This window comes from Proteus sp. FME41, assembly GCF_014897315.1.
GTDB lineage: Bacteria > Pseudomonadota > Gammaproteobacteria > Enterobacterales > Enterobacteriaceae > Proteus.
This window is the reverse complement of record NZ_JABUYL010000014.1, coordinates 1-16,103: the sequence shown is the minus strand read 5'-3', so window position 1 is coordinate 16,103 and position 16,103 is coordinate 1. Positions and strand designations below refer to the sequence as shown.

Sequence of the window (16,103 nt, the reverse complement as noted above, 5' to 3'; positions counted from 1 at the left end):
GCGAAATCCACCCAAAACTGAGGAAAAATATCACCATGGGTAAGCAAACAGTTGCCACTTATATTGCTAAAGTACTCCATAATGCAGGTGTAAAACGTATTTGGGGCGTGACGGGCGATTCTCTCAATGGATTAAGTGATAGCTTGCGCAAGATGGGGACTATTGAATGGATGGGAACCCGCCATGAAGAGGTTGCGGCATTTGCAGCAGGGGCAGAAGCTGCAGTAAACGGTCAATTAGCGGTTTGTGCAGGTTCTTGTGGGCCAGGAAATCTACATCTTATCAATGGACTTTTTGATTGCCACCGTAACCATGTTCCGGTTCTTGCGATTGCTGCGCATATTCCTTCTGCTGAAATTGGCAGTAATTACTTTCAAGAGACACACCCTCAAGAACTTTTTCGTGAATGTAGCCACTATTGTGAATTAGTGTCTAATCCAGAGCAGATCCCTCAAGTGCTGGCGATTGCAATGCGAACCGCAATTTTGAAAAAAGGGGTGGCTGTTGTGGTTTTACCGGGTGATGTTGCACTAAAACCTGCGCTAGAAGATGCGCATGAAAATTGGTATCCGCTACAATTTCCATTGATTATGCCCAATCGTTTTGAAATCGAAAAGTTATCTGATGCATTGAATAATGGCAAGAATATCACCTTAATGTGCGGCGCAGGATGCGCTCAAGCTCGCGACGAAGTGATTAAATTAGCACAAACCTTAAAAGCCCCTGTTGTACACGCATTGCGAGGCAAAGAATACATTGAGTGGAAAAATCCGTACAGTGTGGGAATGACAGGGTTAATTGGTTTTTCATCCGGTTATCATGCGATGGAAAATGCGGATACGTTAGTGTTATTAGGAACTCAATTCCCTTATCGCGCATTTTACCCGTCGAAAGCCAATATTATTCAAATTGATATTAATCCAAGTAGCCTTGGTTCACATTGTCATGTGGATATGGCAATGATTGGTGATATTAAAGCCACTCTAAATGCAATACAGCCTCGTTTAAAAGAGAAAACAGATACCACTCACCTTGATGCTTCATTAAAACATTACGCCAAAGCAAGACAAGATCTGGATGCACTCGCACAACCAAGCGAGCGTGAACTTATTCACCCTCAATATTTGGCACGTCGATTAAGTGAATTTGCAAATGATGATGCTATTTTTACTTGTGATGTAGGAACGCCAACCGTATGGGCGGCTCGTTATGTCGGAATGAATGGAAAACGGCGTTTGCTGGGCTCGTTTAATCATGGCTCTATGGCAAATGCAATGGCTCAAGCTATTGGTGCACAAGCATTGGATAGAAAACGCCAAGTTGTGGCAATGTGTGGTGATGGTGGGTTTACCATGCTAATGGGGGATTTTATTTCATTAGCTCAAATGAATTTGCCCGTAAAAGTGATTATTTTTAATAACAGTGTATTAGGTTTTGTCGCGATGGAGATGAAAGCGGGGGGGTATTTAACAGATGGTACAGATTTACATAACCCTGATTTTGCTGCTATTGCCAATGCATCGGGCATCAAAGGGATTCGAGTAGAAAAAGGCGAAGACTTGGATAATGCACTTAAAGAAGCTTTTGAACATGATGGTCCTGTAATTGTGGATGTAGTCACTGCAAAACAAGAGCTTTCAATGCCTCCTGAAATTAAGTTTGAACAGGCGAAAGGTTTTAGTCTGTATATGATGAAAGCCATTATTAATGGACGTGGTGATGAAATTGTTCAACTCGCTAAAACGAATTGGCTACGTTAATCACTACACTATACTCGTCATACTTCAAGTTGCAGGAGGGTTGACTACGCTTAGCGAGTCGCCTACCTGCAACTCAAATTATGTTGAGTGTAAGTTGATAGTAAATAAACTCTATCAACTTTTATTATTGAGACTTCTCTGTTAAGCAGAAGTTTTCAATTAATTGCCCCATTAATTCACGGGTCGGCTCAATAAATGCCATATCAATAAATTCGTCAGGCTGATGAGCTTGTTCAATAGAACCTGGGCCTAAGACTAACGTAGGGCAGAGATCTTGAATAAACGGCGCTTCAGTACAGTAATTCACTGTTTGCGCTTTTTCGCCTAAGAGTGTTTCGATCACCGCGACCATTTTATGATCGGTTGGGCATTCGTAACCAGGGATAGGATCGTGTAACGCCTCAACGCTCAAGCGACCCGGCCAACGTGCTTTGACTGGCGCTAATGTTTCGTGCAGTAAATCATCCAAGTCTTGCAGTGTGAGCCCCGGTAATGGGCGAATATCCATATGGAGTTCACAGCAAGCACAAATTCTATTTGCTGCATCACCGCCATTAATATACCCAAAGTTCATGGTGGGATAAGGGATAACAAACGCAGGATTGTTATAGCGTTGTTTTAACGTATCGCGCAGTGTACTAAGGTGAGTAATAGATTCATGCATCAGCTCAATCGCATTCACCCCTTTTTCTGGATCGCTAGAATGTCCTGATTGCCCTGTAATGCGTATCGCATTTGATAAATGCCCTTTATGCGCACGAATAGGTTTTAGGGATGTCGGCTCGCCAATAATCGCAAAATCAGGGCGGATTGCTGTATTAGCGGCAAAATAACGCGCCCCTGCCATAGACGTTTCTTCATCAGCGGTGGCGAGAATATAGAGAGGGTGAGTTAATGTCTTAGTATCTACATCCCGTAATGCATCAAGAATAAAGGCGAAAAAGCCTTTCATATCGGCAGTGCCTAAGCCGTATAACTTATTTTCTTTCTCTGTCAGCGTAAAAGGATCTTGTGTCCAACGCCCTTCATCAAACGGTACTGTGTCAGTATGACCACAGAGTAATAATCCCCCTTTCCCCGTTCCTAATGTTGCCAAAAGGTTAAATTTCCCTCGTGTTTCAGGCACAGGTTGAATTTCAATTGAAAAACCTAATATTTCCAACCAATTAGCCAGTAAATTAATCAGCGACTCATTGCTTTGATCATTCTTCACGTCTGTAGCGCTGATAGAGGGTGTTGCAATTAATTGACGATAAATCTCAATAAATGTAGGTAATTTAATATTCACTGTTGACAGCCTTTCTTCATAATAGTATCAATATTCATGCACTTTTTTTGAATAAAAATACATTAATCGGTTTATGTTCATAGTACAAGGTAAGAATGACATGTTAAATACTCTGATTGTAGGGGCAAGTGGTTACACTGGCGCTGAATTAGCTGCCTATCTTCAGCAGCATCCTCATGTGAATTTGAGCAGATTGATGGTATCCGCTCAAAGTGCAGATGCAGGAAAGTGCTTTTCTGAACTTTATCCAAAATATCGTGGCTTAGTGGAACTCCCACTAGAGCCGATGATGGATGTCGCTAAAGCAGCTGAAAATATTGATATCGTTTTTCTCGCAACAGCTCATGAAGTTAGCCATGACATTGCGCCTATTTTTTTAGAGCAAGGTTGTGTGGTATTCGATTTATCTGGCGCTTATCGAGTACAAAACAAGCATTTTTATCAACAATACTATGGATTCGAGCATAAGAATACTGATTGGTTATCACAAGCAGTTTATGGATTGGCTGAATGGAATGCTGACATTATTAGTCAGGCACAATTAATTGCAGTGCCGGGTTGTTATCCAACCGTCTCTCAGTTGTCACTAAAACCTTTAGTGGAAGCCGGACTGTTAGATACCGCGCAATGGCCTGTTATTAATGCCACTAGCGGTGTGAGTGGTGCGGGCAGAAAAGCCTCTTTAACCAGCAGCTTTTGTGAAGTGAGTTTACAGCCTTATGGTGTCTTTACTCATCGTCATCAGCCTGAAATAGCAACACATCTCGGTATTGATGTCATTTTTACACCGCATTTAGGTAATTTTGCTAGAGGGATTTTAGCCACTATCACCTGTAAGTTGAAGGCGGGGGTGACAGAGGACAATGTCAGACAAGCCTTTGAAGAGGCCTACCAAGACAAGCCATTAGTGCGTGTTTATGACAAAGGATTACCTGCATTAAAAGCAGTGGTTGGTACGGCATTTTGTGATATCGGATTTGCTCAACAAGGTGAACATCTGATTGTGGTTGGTGTTGAAGACAACTTGTTAAAAGGGGCGGCTGCGCAAGCGGTGCAATGTATGAATATTCGGTTTGGTTTCGCTGAAACTGAATCACTGATTTAAATAATGAGTAGGGACGTTTCATGGAACCATTAATTATCAAACTCGGTGGCGTACTTCTTGATAATGAAGAAGCATTAACACGATTTTTCACGGCATTACAACAATATCGTTCAACACATTCTCGTCCTTTAGTCATTGTGCATGGCGGTGGCTGTTTAGTGGATGAGTTGATGAATAAGTTGCAATTACCCGTAGTAAAAAAACAAGGCCTTCGTGTTACACCCGCAGACCAAATAGACATTATTACGGGTGCGCTGGCTGGGAGTGCTAATAAAACCTTGTTAGCGTGGGCAACCAAGTTTGGACTTAATGGTGTGGGACTCTCTTTGGGGGATGGGCAATTAGCGAAAATCACTCAAATAAATGAAGAGTTAGGCCATGTGGGAAATGCAAAACCAGGCTCTCCTGATTTACTCAACTTATTACTAAGTGCGGGTTATCTACCTATTATCAGTTCTATCGGCATAACTGAAACTGGTGAGTTAATGAATGTGAATGCAGACCAAGCTGCAACGGCTATCGCTGAAACATTAGGCGCTGATTTAGTGCTCCTTTCAGATGTCAGTGGCATTTTAGATGGTAAAGGACAAAAGATAGCAGAGATGTCAGCAGAAAAAGCACAGGCATTAATTGACCAAGGCATTATTACTGACGGCATGATAGTGAAAGTAAATGCCGCGTTAGAAGCCGCTAAAACGCTAGGCAGACCTGTTGAAATTGCAAGTTGGCGTCATGCTGAAAAACTGACGACATTATTTAATGGTGTTGCAGTAGGAACACGTATTTTAGCTTAAAAATGACGTTAGACATCTTATTGCTGTTGGGTTATTGGCAGAATTTAAACAAATTGGGAATTGAAGGTTATCATTATGACTAAAGGTATTAAGAAAATCGTATTGGCATACTCAGGCGGACTGGATACTTCGGCAATCATTCCTTGGCTAAAAGAACATTATGATAACTGTGACGTTATCGCTTTTGTTGCTGATGTCGGTCAAAGCCGTGATGATTTAGTTGGCGTGGAGCAAAAGGCATTAACATCAGGTGCTTCTGAATGTTATATCGTTGATTTACGTGAAGAATTTATCAAAGATTACGTTTATCCTGTTTTAAAAACAGGTGCTTTATATGAAGGTAGCTACTTATTAGGTACTTCAATGGCACGTCCTGTTATTGCTAAAGCGCAAGTTGAATTAGCTTTAAAACTTGGGGCAGATGCGGTTGCTCATGGCGCGACGGGTAAAGGTAACGATCAGGTTCGTTTTGAAAGTACTTATGCTGCACTGGCTCCTCAACTTAAAGTGGTTGCACCTTGGAGAGAGTGGGATTTGCGTTCACGTGAAGCGCTACTGGATTATCTGAAAGTGCGTAATATTCCAACGACGGCGACACTTGAGAAAATTTATAGCCGTGATGAAAATGCGTGGCATATCTCAACGGAAGGTGGTGTATTAGAAAGCCCATGGAATGCCTCAAATGAAGATTGTTGGGCATGGACGGTTGATCCGAAAAAAGCACCAGAAACACCTGAATTAGTCACTGTTACCGTAAACGCAGGTGAAGTCGTTGCTGTAAACGGTAAAGCACTATCGCCTTTTGACTGTTTAGATACATTAAATGCATTAGGTGTTAAACATGGTATTGGCCGTATTGATATTGTTGAAAACCGTTTAGTGGGAATGAAATCTCGTGGTTGCTATGAAACCCCAGGCGGTACCATCATGATGGCAGCTCTGCGTGGTGTTGAGCAATTAGTCCTTGATAGAGATGCATTTAAATGGCGTCAGCAACTGGGCTTAGAGATGTCCTATGTGGCTTATGATGGTCGTTGGTTTACGCCAATCCGTGCCTCATTGCAGGCCGCCGCAGAATCGCTGGCAAAAGAAGTGAATGGCGAAGTGGTCTTAGAACTTTATAAAGGTCACGTTAATGCGATTCAGAAAAAATCAGATAACAGTTTGTACTCTGAAGCATTCGCCACCTTTGGTGAAGATGAAGTTTACGATCATAGCCATGCTGAAGGGTTTATCCGTTTATATTCCCTGCCATCACGTATTCGTGCGCTGAGCAAGAAATAACGTAAGGCAATAGAGTGGTGCTAACAAGCATCACTCTCACTCTTTTTTATTACATAGAATAAATACAGGAAGCGATTATGGCACTCTGGGGTGGACGTTTTAGTCAGGAAGCTGATCAACGGTTTAAGCAATTCAATGATTCACTGCGGTTTGATTTTCGACTGGCACAACAGGATATCTTTGGCTCAGTAGCTTGGTCTAAAGCGTTAGTCACCGTGGGTGTATTGTCGCAAGATGAACAAGCTCAACTTGAGCAAGCTTTAAGTGAGTTATCAGAAGAAGTAACGGCTAATCCACACTCTATTTTACAAAGTGATGCAGAAGATATTCATAGCTGGGTTGAAAGCAAACTGATTGCCAAAGTGGGTGATTTAGGCAAAAAATTACATACGGGACGTAGCCGTAATGATCAGGTCGCAACAGACTTAAAATTGTGGTGTAAAGAAGAAGTGATTCATCTTCGCCAAGCCATTATTGCGTTACAACAAGCATTGGTGATCACCGCAGAACAAAATCAAAATGCGGTGATGCCGGGTTACACTCATCTGCAACGTGCCCAACCTGTCACGTTTGCGCATTGGTGCTTAGCTTACAATGAAATGTTAGCCAGAGATGAAAGCCGTCTAGCCGATGCTTTGAAACGTTTGGATGTTAGCCCATTAGGGTGTGGGGCATTAGCGGGCACTGCATATGATATCGATCGTGAACAACTTGCAGGATGGCTGGGTTTTGCTGGGGCAACAAACAATAGCTTAGACAGCGTATCAGATCGTGATCATGTATTAGAGCTATTATCCTCAGCCGCTATTGGCATGGTGCATTTATCTCGTTTTGCTGAAGATTTAATTTTCTTTAATAGTGGTGAAGCCGGTTTTGTTGAGTTATCAGATAAAGTGACATCAGGTTCATCGTTAATGCCACAAAAGAAAAATCCTGACGCACTTGAACTGATCCGTGGGAAATGTGGGCGCGTTCAAGGTGCATTAACGGGCATGATGATGACGTTAAAAGGTCTACCTCTGGCTTACAATAAAGATATGCAAGAAGATAAAGAAGGGCTTTTTGACGCTATCGATACATGGTCTGATTGCTTACATATGGCAACATTGGTCTTGGATGGTATTCAAATTCGCCGCCCTCGTTGTGAAGAAGCGGCTAAACAAGGTTATGCTAATGCCACTGAGCTGGCGGATTATCTTGTTGCAAAAGGTGTACCATTTCGTGAAGCGCACCATATTGTCGGTGAAGTGGTTGTTTGTGCTATTGAACAAGGTAAAGCGATTGAAGAGCTGCCTCTTTCCGAATTACAGATGTTTAACGATAAAATTATGATTGATGTTTACGATATTTTATCGCTTCAATCTTGTTTAGATAAACGTCTTGCAAAAGGTGGAGTTTCTCAAAAACAGGTCGCTTATGCGATCGCAAAAGCAAAAGAAACATTAAGTCTGGATAAATAAGAAAAGAATTTATTTAAGGCAACCTACTGTTATTCCATAAGAACAGGGTATTTATTGCCCTGTTTTTTTATTGTTAATTGCCGATAATATCTATGCTCATCTTGAATTCTTTAGAATATGAAGTAATTAGATTTATTTATTAAGAAAATATCAAAAAAGAGAGACAGAATAACATTCGACTGATAGAAAAATTTATCAGTTACTATATTATCTATAGACATTAACTATCAGCAATAAATGTGGGATCTGCAATGAATATCCGTGACTTGGAATATCTGGTGGCTCTAGCTGAGCATAAACATTTTCGTCGTGCGGCAGATTCTTGCCATGTGAGTCAGCCAACATTAAGTGGTCAAATTCGTAAGCTTGAAGATGAACTGGGTGTAATGTTGCTTGAAAGAACTAGCCGTAAGGTGCTGTTTACTCAGCAAGGTTTGTTGCTGGTGGATCAAGCAAAAACTGTTCTACGTGAAGTCAAAGTGCTACAAGAGATGGCTTCATTGCAAGGCGAAAGTATGGCAGGGCCTTTGCACATCGGGCTTATTCCTACGGTTGGTCCTTATTTATTGCCACATATTATTCCTGAATTACATAAAAACTACCCTAAGTTAGAGATGTATCTTCATGAAGCACAAACTCATAGCTTATTAGCGCAATTAGATAGCGGAAAGCTCGATTGTGTAATTTTAGCGATGGTCAAAGAGAGTGCACCGTTTATTGAAGTGCCTCTATTTGAAGAGCCAATGAAATTGGCGATTTATGAAGGGCATCCATGGCATGAACGAGAGTCTGTGCTGATGGGCGACTTAGCAGGTCAGCGTTTATTGATGTTAGAAGATGGGCACTGTTTACGTGATCAAGCGTTAGGGTTCTGCTTCCAAGCAGGTGCAAAAGAGGATACGCATTTTAGAGCAACGAGTTTAGAGACTCTGCGTAATATGGTCGCAGCGGGTAGTGGAATAACTCTATTACCTGATTTATCAGTACCTCAAGAGCAAAAACGTGATGGAGTTTGTTACTTAGAGTGTACTGATCCCAATCCATCACGTTCTATTATTTTGGTTTATCGTCCAGGATCGCCTTTGCGTAACCGTTATGAACAGTTAGCAGAGACAATCCGTGAACATATGACCGCATTTTATGCCGAAAAACAAAACGCATTAAAATAAGCGGTTTAAACCATTAAGTGCAGCAACACGGTAGGCTTCTGCCATTGTTGGATAGTTGAAGGTAGTATTAACGAAATATTCGATAGTATTGCCTTCGCCTTTTTGTTCCATAATCGCTTGACCGATATGAATAATTTCAGCCGCACGCTCACCAAAACAGTGGATACCTAAGATCTGTTTTGTTTCACGGTGAAAGAGGATTTTTAAACTCCCAACATTCATACCTGCTATTTGTGCTCTTGCTAGATGTTTAAACTGAGAGCGACCCACTTCATAAGGAATTTTCATCGCAGTGAGTTGCTGCTCTGTTTTACCCACGGAGCTAATCTCAGGAATGGTGTAGATCCCCGTTGGAATATCTTCAATTAGGTGTGTCTCTGATTTTCCCGTTGTAATCGCTAAAGCGGCAATACGACCTTGGTCATAAGCAGCAGACGCTAGGCTTGGATAACCAATAACATCACCGACGGCATAAATGTGTTCACAATTAGTTTGGTAATGAGCATTCACCGAAACCAGCCCACGACTATCTATTTTGATCCCGACATTTTCTAATCCTAGCGTGTCAGTGTTTCCTGTTCGGCCATTCGCATAAAGTAGGCAATCTGCTTTAACTTTTTTACCTGATTTTAGGTGAACAATAACACCATCATCGACACCTTCAATACTGTCATATTCTTCGTTATGACGGATAACAATGCCGTTATTCCAGAAGTGATAAGAAAGTGCATCAGACATCTCTTGATCAAGGAAAGATAACAAGTGATCACGGGTATTAATTAAATCCACTTTTACTCTTAATCCTCTAAAAATAGAGGCATATTCACAACCAATCACACCCGCACCATAAATAATGACATGATGAGGCTCATGCTCTAAATCAAGTATGGTGTCACTGTTATAAATACGAGAATGAGAGAAATCGACATCAGGTGGACAATAAGGGCGTGAACCCGTTGCAATAATAAAGCTATCCGCGGAGAGGATATCGCAAGTGCCATCAGGATAACGCACACTGACTCGGTGCTCATCAATAAAGGCCGCTTCACCTGAATACATTGTACAATTATTGCGTTCGTAGAAACCTTGACGCATTTTAGTCTGCTGACTAATCACCGTGCTGGCTTGACGAAGTATTTGAGAAAAAGAAGAGTGAATAAGACGAGATTGATCGCTGTAAAGCGGATTTTGATTAAACTCGATAATACGACTTACTGCGTGGCGTAGGGCTTTTGATGGGATCGTTCCCCAATGAGTACAGCCACCACCGACTTTGTTATAACGTTCTATAACTGCGACGCGCTTTCCTTGTTTAACCAGCCCCATGGCCGCGCCTTCACCACCAGGACCTGAACCGATAACAATTGCATCGAAATGAGAATGTTGCATAGGAAGAGACCTGTTTTATACAAACCGACAACGCTATATTAACATTAGAATGAATAATAGCCCAATTGACATTAAGGGCATTAGTCACACTTTGTTGAGTTTTTATGAGAATGTGTCTTTAGAGATGATTGTACGCACTCCTTTTTTAACAAAGTTTGATATATTGAGCATAAACCAAATTAGGATTATCAGGATTTCTGTGAGTAATAATATTGGCATCAGAGCTAAACAAAAAGAAAAAACCCGCCGCTCTTTAATTGAAGCTGCTTTTAGCCAACTGAGTGCAGAACGCAGTTTCACAAGCTTAAGCTTACGAGAAGTGGCAAGAGAAGCCGGTATTGCACCCACCTCATTTTATCGTCATTTTAAGGATGTAGATGAGTTAGGGCTAACAATGGTTGATGAAAGTGGATTGATGTTACGCCAATTGATGCGACAAGCCCGCCAACGTATTGCTAAGGGGGGCAGTGTGATTAGAACATCTGTATCCACTTTTATGGAATTCATTGGCAATAATCCGAATGCGTTTCGATTATTACTTCGTGAGCGTTCTGGTACTTCTGCTGAATTTCGCGCCGCAGTCGCACGAGAGATCCAACATTTTATTGCAGAGCTGGCAGACTACCTTGAGCAAGAAAGTCGAATGCCGCGTTATTTTACAGAAATGCAGTCTGAAGCAATGGTCACTATTGTATTTAGTGCGGGCGCAGAAGCACTGGATATTGATATTGAAAAGCGTCAACAATTAGAAGAACGATTAGTTATACAGCTACGTATGATTGCCAAAGGTGCCTATTATTGGTATCGACGTGAGCAAGAAACACAAACACCTCTACAAGATAACCCCGAGATAAAGAAAAAAACGCATCAGAAAGGAGACAAATGATGGAACAAAATCGCTGTGAAAAAAGCACGCTACTACTTGCCACAGTCATTGGTGTCGCTTTACATGGTACTTATTCGAGTATTTTTAACCCGTTTATTGAGACGTGGTCAATTTTCCCGTTAATGAGTTTAATCTTGGCAGTTTACTGTTTATATCAGCGCTATCTAAATCAACCTATGACTGATGGTATGCCTAAGCTGATTTTCTCATTCTTTTTATTAGGTTTATTTGGTTACAACGCTTACACCAGAACGGCTAACCCTGAATGGGGTTCAAACTTCTTCTCTTCTGTTTGTCTCGTTATTGTTGCGTTGTGGATTTATCGTCAAATCAAACAGCGTCAACGCTTACGTGTACAGGCTGAAGAAGCTGAAAAAGCATCACAAGCAGAGCAGTACTAGTCTGTACTTATCTCTTTGTTGTAAACACAGCGAAATTTAACACCAGCAAGGTAATTGCTGGTGTTTTTGTTTTTATTTAGGTTATAGGCGTTTTTTTTACTATAACGAGTGAAAGAAGGGGTTATCTTTTCTCTAGTAACACACCGCATTCCATGTGATGGGTATATGGAAATTGATCAAATAAAGCTAAATTACTGATTTTATGTGTTTTAATGAGTGTTTCTAAATTTTGGCACAGTGTTTCTGGGTTGCAAGAAATGTATAAAATGCTAGGGTAAGTTTTAACCAACTCGACAGTTTTCTCATCTAAACCACTGCGAGGTGGATCGACAAAAATGGTTTCACATTGGTAATCTTTTAAATCAATTCCTTCTAAGCGTTTAAATTCCCTTACCCCATTCATGGCTTGCGTAAAATCCTCCGCAGACATGCGAATAATTTTCACATTATCAATATGGTTCATTGCAATATTGTATTGTGCGGCATGAACTGAAGGTTTGGCGATTTCCGTTGCCAATACACGCTCAAAATTACGCGCAAGGGCTAATGAAAAGTTGCCATTACCACAATACAGCTCAAGAAGATCACCTTTCGCATTTTCTGTCGCCGTTAATGCCCATTCCAACATCTTAATATTGACCTGAGCATTGGGTTGCGTGAAGCTATTTTCGACTTGGCGATAAATCATCTCTTTGCCCGCAACGGGTAACACTTCATCAATAAAATCGTTATCAAGCATTATTTTTGTTTTATAGGCTCGACCGATTAACTGCACATCAAAGCCCTGAGCAATTAAGGCTTGGCGTAATGCGATAGCTTCTTGTTGCCATGTTTCATCAATTTTCTTGTGATAAAGCAAAGAGACAATAATTTTATTACTTAATGTAGAAAGATAATCAACCTGAAATAACTTATGTCTTAGTGTTGGCTTGTCTTTTATTTCTGCCAGTAAGGCGACCATCATTTTATTAATAAGTTGGCTAGCAACGGGAAATTGGTCAACACGAATACGCTGCTTAGTCTCTTGGTCAAACATAATATGGTAAAGAGAGTCGTGCTCATGCCAGATACGGAATTCTGCACGCATACGATAATGCTGTTCTGGTGATGAAAAAACCTCAGCCTCAGGTGCATTAAAAGGCGCCATCATTGTTTGTAGACGTTGTGTTTTTTCATTCAGTTGAGACTGATATGTTTGCGTTGGTAATGAATTCTGCATGGTATCTCGCCTTATTTTTGGCAGTAATAAAGTTAAGCGAGCGAAATTGTAGAGATCCTCATGAAGATGTCCAGTATTCTTCATGTTCAATTTCTGGACTCCGCGGATTTGACATCGTAGCATAGTTATTCGGTCTCCTCGTCGGAGTGAAAAGGGAATCTGGTGCAAAGCCAGAGCTGACGCGCAGCGGTAATAGGATCAAGGATAATAAAAGACACTGCAAAGCACTTATATAAGTGCAGTGGGAAGTCATTATCTTAAATATACAACATTGTTTATTTAACCTAGAGTCCGAATACCTGCCGAAGACTTGTCGCATTTTAAATTAAATACGCGCTTTATTTAATTTTGGCGGCATCCTGCTACTTATTCTGTTGGATGCAGATTTTCATGAATAATAAAAATGTTTTTTTCATTTCAAGTGTTGCTTTGAGTGTAATGGCAAGTAGTTTTGGTGTGTTTGCAAATAACAACGATAAATTAAGTGTAACGGCAAATCGCTTTCAAGAGCCTAATTCATCTATTTTAGCCCCCATTACGGTTGTTGAACGAGAACAAATCGATCGTTGGCAAAGTAATAGTGTTATTGATGTATTACGCAGAATGCCCGGTATTGATGTGGGGCAAAACGGTGGAATAGGGCAAATGAGCTCTATTTATGTGCGTGGTAGTGAATCTCGGCATGTCCTTATTTTAGTCGATGGTGTGCGTTTAAATCAGGCTAATATTTCAGGAAGTTCAGATATTAGCCAAATACCGCTTTCGCTTGTTCAACGTATTGAATATATAAGAGGACCTCGTTCTTCTATTTATGGTTCAGATGCGATTGGGGGGGTGATTAATATCCTCACAGAAAGAACAACAGAAGGTGGCACACTCAATGCCACCATGGGCTCTCATGGTTATCAAGAATATGATGGTTCAATAAAACAGAAGGTTGGGGAGAGAACAACACTAACGGCAGCGGGCAGTTATCTCTATACCAAAGGCTATGATGTAGAAGCAAACGGGAATACTGGTGGATATCCACAACCTGATCGTGATGGTTTTATGAATAAGTCACTGTGGTTAGGGGTTAATCACGATATTAACGATAACGTTTCTTTATATGCACGTGCTTATGGTTTTGATAATCGTACGGCTTATGATGCTTATTATGATAGTTATAACGATACATTGGTTGATACTCGAGCGTTATTTAGCCGTACCTATGATGGTGGCGTAAAATTTAATCGTGATAACTACTCTTCTTCTTTAAATACCAGTTATAACTACACCAAAGATTATGACTATGATCCTCGTGAAGGGCGCTATGGCAAAGGAAGCCGTTTTACCCATTCTGAACAATATAATGTGCAGTGGGGAAATCATCTTCTATTAGATAACGGCAGTATCGGTGGTGGTGTCGATTGGCAGCGTCAATCTATTAAAGCAGGCTCTAGTGGATTCCCTAATAAAGAACACTTCGACAATACGGGCTTATATCTAACAGGACAGCAAAAATTAGGCGAGATTATTGCTGAAGCATCTGTGCGTTCTGATAAACATTCAGAATATGGCTGGCATACCACTTGGCAATCTAACCTAGGATGGGAGTTTGTTGATGGTTATCGTTTAATTGGTGGCTATGGTACGGCATTTAAAGCACCTACGTTAACTCAACTCTATAGTGAGTGGGGAAGTAATCCTGACTTACAACCTGAAAAGAGTAAACAGTGGGAGGGAGGCTTTGAGGGACTGACTGGGCCTTTAGAGTGGCGATTAACTGCGTATCGTAATGATGTGAATTCGTTGATCCAAGGTGAATCAAGTTACCCATACCGTAATTATAATGTGGGTAAGGCATTAATTAAAGGTATCGAATTTACAGGTGAAATGGATACATGGGTTTTCCATCACACCTTTAACCTACAATATATAGATGCAAGAAATAAAGAAACGCACCAACGCCTTGAGCGCCGAGCTCGTCAGCAATTAAAGTATCAGCTTGATTGGCAGGTTGAACAATTAGATATGGGTGTGACGTATCAGTATATAGGCCAACGTACAGATAAAGATTATGGCACTTACGAGACGGTCTCTTTAGGAGGCGTGAGTATTTGGGATTTAACAGCCTCATATCCTGTTACATCACATCTTTCAATTCGTGGTAGAATAGCCAACCTGTTTGATAAAGATTATGAGACAGCTTATGGCTATCGCACGCCAGGACGCGAATACTTCCTCACTGGAAGCTACAACTTCTGATGCACAACTTACCGCTAACCCTACTGTATTAGTTTTTGATTCAGGGGTTGGCGGTTTATCTGTTTATCGTGAGATCCGGGAAAAATTACCGGATGCTCACTATATCTATGTTTTCGATAATGAAGCTTTCCCTTATGGTGAGAAATCACAAGAGTTCATTATTGACCGTGTTGTTCGTATTGTGAGCGCAGTTGCTGAAAAACATGAACTTGCGGCTATTGTTATTGCTTGTAATACGGCAAGTACCGTTAGTCTTCCCGCTTTACGTACTCAATTTGCTGATATTCCTATTGTTGGGGTTGTACCAGCCATTAAACCTGCGGCTAAATTAACTTGTAATGGTGTCGTTGGATTGTTAGCAACAAGAGCAACAGTAAAACGACCTTATACCCATGAGCTGATTGAACGTTTTGCAACGGACTGTAAGGTTCATTCTTTAGGATCAGCCGAGCTGGTGGAATTAGCAGAAAAGAAACTCCATGGTGAAACGGTTTCTTTAGATGCGCTACGTAAAATTCTTGCACCTTGGTTAAAAATGAAAGAGCCACCTGATACTGTAGTATTAGGATGTACACATTTTCCTTTATTGGCAGATGAACTTCTTTCTGTTTTACCCGATGGCACACGAATAATTGATTCTGGCGCTGCAATTGCACGAAGAACTGCGTGGTTGGTCGTAAATCAAGCGAAAATTAAAGGCTCAAATGAAATTAGCTTCGCTTATTGTCTAAAAGAAGATGAGAATAGCGAACTACTAAAACCCGTTTTAGCAAGTTTTGGCTTTGAATCGCTCATAAAACTGGCGCTTTAAGTGCAATTTGATGGGAAATTCAACGGTCAGTAAAAAAACACAAAAAAAGTGTTGCCAGCTTCACAAAACTCCCTATAATGCGTCCTCGTTGTCACGGCAAACCACGCTAAGTGAGTTAGCCGAGAGAACAAAGAAATAAAGTGGAAAGCCTTGAAAATAAACGCTTGACACTGAATGAGGAAGATGTAGAATGCACCTCCTCGCAACAACGCAGAAGACCGGAAACGGCAGCGACTGTTGCACTGCTCTTTAACAAATTATCAGACAATCTGTGTGGGCACTCGCAGAGA

The 16,103-nt window shown here is 41.0% G+C and carries 13 protein-coding genes and 1 riboswitch; of the genes, 10 read left to right on the top strand and 3 right to left on the bottom strand.

Features of this window, described 5'->3' with window-relative positions; translation table 11 throughout:
* Window positions 1-35 precede the first annotated feature (35 nt).
* Window positions 36-1,760, top strand: coding sequence for a ubiquinone-dependent pyruvate dehydrogenase (poxB, locus tag INT04_RS13365; protein ID WP_193016609.1), 1,725 nt, complete (start codon window positions 36-38; stop codon window positions 1,758-1,760).
* A 124-nt stretch (window positions 1,761-1,884) separates the two neighbouring features.
* Here poxB and argE read toward each other — a convergent pair whose 3' ends face one another.
* Window positions 1,885-3,048, bottom strand: a complete 1,164-nt coding sequence (argE, locus tag INT04_RS13360) for an acetylornithine deacetylase (protein ID WP_193016608.1) — start codon at window positions 3,046-3,048, stop codon at window positions 1,885-1,887.
* 100 nt (window positions 3,049-3,148) lie between these two features.
* Between argE and argC the strand changes: the two genes are divergently transcribed.
* From argC to oxyR, 5 genes are all read left to right on the top strand, one after another.
* Window positions 3,149-4,153 (top strand): N-acetyl-gamma-glutamyl-phosphate reductase, encoded by a 1,005-nt coding sequence (gene argC, locus INT04_RS13355; RefSeq protein ID WP_193016607.1) that lies wholly within the window; start codon window positions 3,149-3,151, stop codon window positions 4,151-4,153.
* A 20-nt stretch (window positions 4,154-4,173) separates the two neighbouring features.
* Complete coding sequence (gene argB / locus INT04_RS13350) at window positions 4,174-4,947, top strand: acetylglutamate kinase (protein ID WP_193016606.1); 774 nt, start codon at window positions 4,174-4,176, stop codon at window positions 4,945-4,947.
* Between the two features lie 75 nt (window positions 4,948-5,022).
* Window positions 5,023-6,231, top strand: a complete 1,209-nt coding sequence (locus INT04_RS13345) for an argininosuccinate synthase (protein ID WP_193016605.1) — start codon at window positions 5,023-5,025, stop codon at window positions 6,229-6,231.
* A 77-nt stretch (window positions 6,232-6,308) separates the two neighbouring features.
* Entirely contained in the window at window positions 6,309-7,691 is a 1,383-nt protein-coding gene (gene argH / locus INT04_RS13340) for an argininosuccinate lyase (RefSeq protein ID WP_193016604.1), read from the top strand.
* A 251-nt stretch (window positions 7,692-7,942) separates the two neighbouring features.
* A complete protein-coding gene (oxyR, locus tag INT04_RS13335) occupies window positions 7,943-8,860 on the top strand; it encodes a DNA-binding transcriptional regulator OxyR (RefSeq protein WP_193016603.1) in 918 nt (305 codons plus the stop codon).
* Here the strand turns inward: oxyR and sthA are convergent.
* Window positions 8,852-10,249 (bottom strand): Si-specific NAD(P)(+) transhydrogenase, encoded by a 1,398-nt coding sequence (sthA, locus tag INT04_RS13330; protein WP_193016602.1) that lies wholly within the window; start codon window positions 10,247-10,249, stop codon window positions 8,852-8,854. The two genes, oxyR and sthA, sit on opposite strands and share 9 nt — an antisense overlap.
* A 199-nt stretch (window positions 10,250-10,448) precedes the next feature.
* On the opposite strand from sthA, the gene fabR reads away from it, so the two are divergent.
* Together fabR and INT04_RS13320 are read left to right on the top strand one after the other, a co-directional pair.
* Window positions 10,449-11,135: an HTH-type transcriptional repressor FabR gene (gene fabR, locus INT04_RS13325; protein WP_193016601.1), complete on the top strand. Its 687-nt coding sequence runs from the start codon at window positions 10,449-10,451 to the stop codon at window positions 11,133-11,135.
* Window positions 11,135-11,536 (top strand): YijD family membrane protein, encoded by a 402-nt coding sequence (locus INT04_RS13320; protein ID WP_193016600.1) that lies wholly within the window; start codon window positions 11,135-11,137, stop codon window positions 11,534-11,536. Before fabR ends, INT04_RS13320 begins: the two co-directional genes overlap by 1 nt.
* A gap of 121 nt (window positions 11,537-11,657) precedes the next feature.
* Here the strand turns inward: INT04_RS13320 and trmA are convergent, their stop codons facing one another.
* Window positions 11,658-12,755: a tRNA (uridine(54)-C5)-methyltransferase TrmA gene (trmA, locus tag INT04_RS13315; RefSeq protein ID WP_193016599.1), complete on the bottom strand. Its 1,098-nt coding sequence runs from the start codon at window positions 12,753-12,755 to the stop codon at window positions 11,658-11,660.
* A gap of 113 nt (window positions 12,756-12,868) precedes the next feature.
* Window positions 12,869-13,077: riboswitch (cobalamin riboswitch) on the top strand.
* A gap of 68 nt (window positions 13,078-13,145) precedes the next feature.
* Here trmA and btuB point away from each other — a divergent pair.
* Window positions 13,146-15,002 (top strand): TonB-dependent vitamin B12 receptor BtuB, encoded by a 1,857-nt coding sequence (gene btuB, locus INT04_RS13310; protein ID WP_193016598.1) that lies wholly within the window; start codon window positions 13,146-13,148, stop codon window positions 15,000-15,002.
* Window positions 14,947-15,813, top strand: coding sequence for a glutamate racemase (gene murI / locus INT04_RS13305; protein ID WP_193016597.1), 867 nt, complete (start codon window positions 14,947-14,949; stop codon window positions 15,811-15,813). Before btuB ends, murI begins: the two co-directional genes overlap by 56 nt.
* Window positions 15,814-16,103 lie beyond the last annotated feature (290 nt).

Coding starts and splice junctions, on each gene's coding strand:
- oxyR (WP_193016603.1), top strand. CDS start 7,943: ATGAATATCCGTGACTTGGAATATCTGGTGGCTCTAGCTGAGCATAAA.
- INT04_RS13345 (WP_193016605.1), top strand. CDS start 5,023: ATGACTAAAGGTATTAAGAAAATCGTATTGGCATACTCAGGCGGACTG.
- argC (WP_193016607.1), top strand. CDS start 3,149: ATGTTAAATACTCTGATTGTAGGGGCAAGTGGTTACACTGGCGCTGAA.
- murI (WP_193016597.1), top strand. CDS start 14,947: ATGGCTATCGCACGCCAGGACGCGAATACTTCCTCACTGGAAGCTACA.
- trmA (WP_193016599.1), bottom strand. CDS start 12,755: ATGCAGAATTCATTACCAACGCAAACATATCAGTCTCAACTGAATGAA.
- btuB (WP_193016598.1), top strand. CDS start 13,146: ATGAATAATAAAAATGTTTTTTTCATTTCAAGTGTTGCTTTGAGTGTA.
- sthA (WP_193016602.1), bottom strand. CDS start 10,249: ATGCAACATTCTCATTTCGATGCAATTGTTATCGGTTCAGGTCCTGGT.
- argB (WP_193016606.1), top strand. CDS start 4,174: ATGGAACCATTAATTATCAAACTCGGTGGCGTACTTCTTGATAATGAA.
- argH (WP_193016604.1), top strand. CDS start 6,309: ATGGCACTCTGGGGTGGACGTTTTAGTCAGGAAGCTGATCAACGGTTT.
- poxB (WP_193016609.1), top strand. CDS start 36: ATGGGTAAGCAAACAGTTGCCACTTATATTGCTAAAGTACTCCATAAT.
- INT04_RS13320 (WP_193016600.1), top strand. CDS start 11,135: ATGGAACAAAATCGCTGTGAAAAAAGCACGCTACTACTTGCCACAGTC.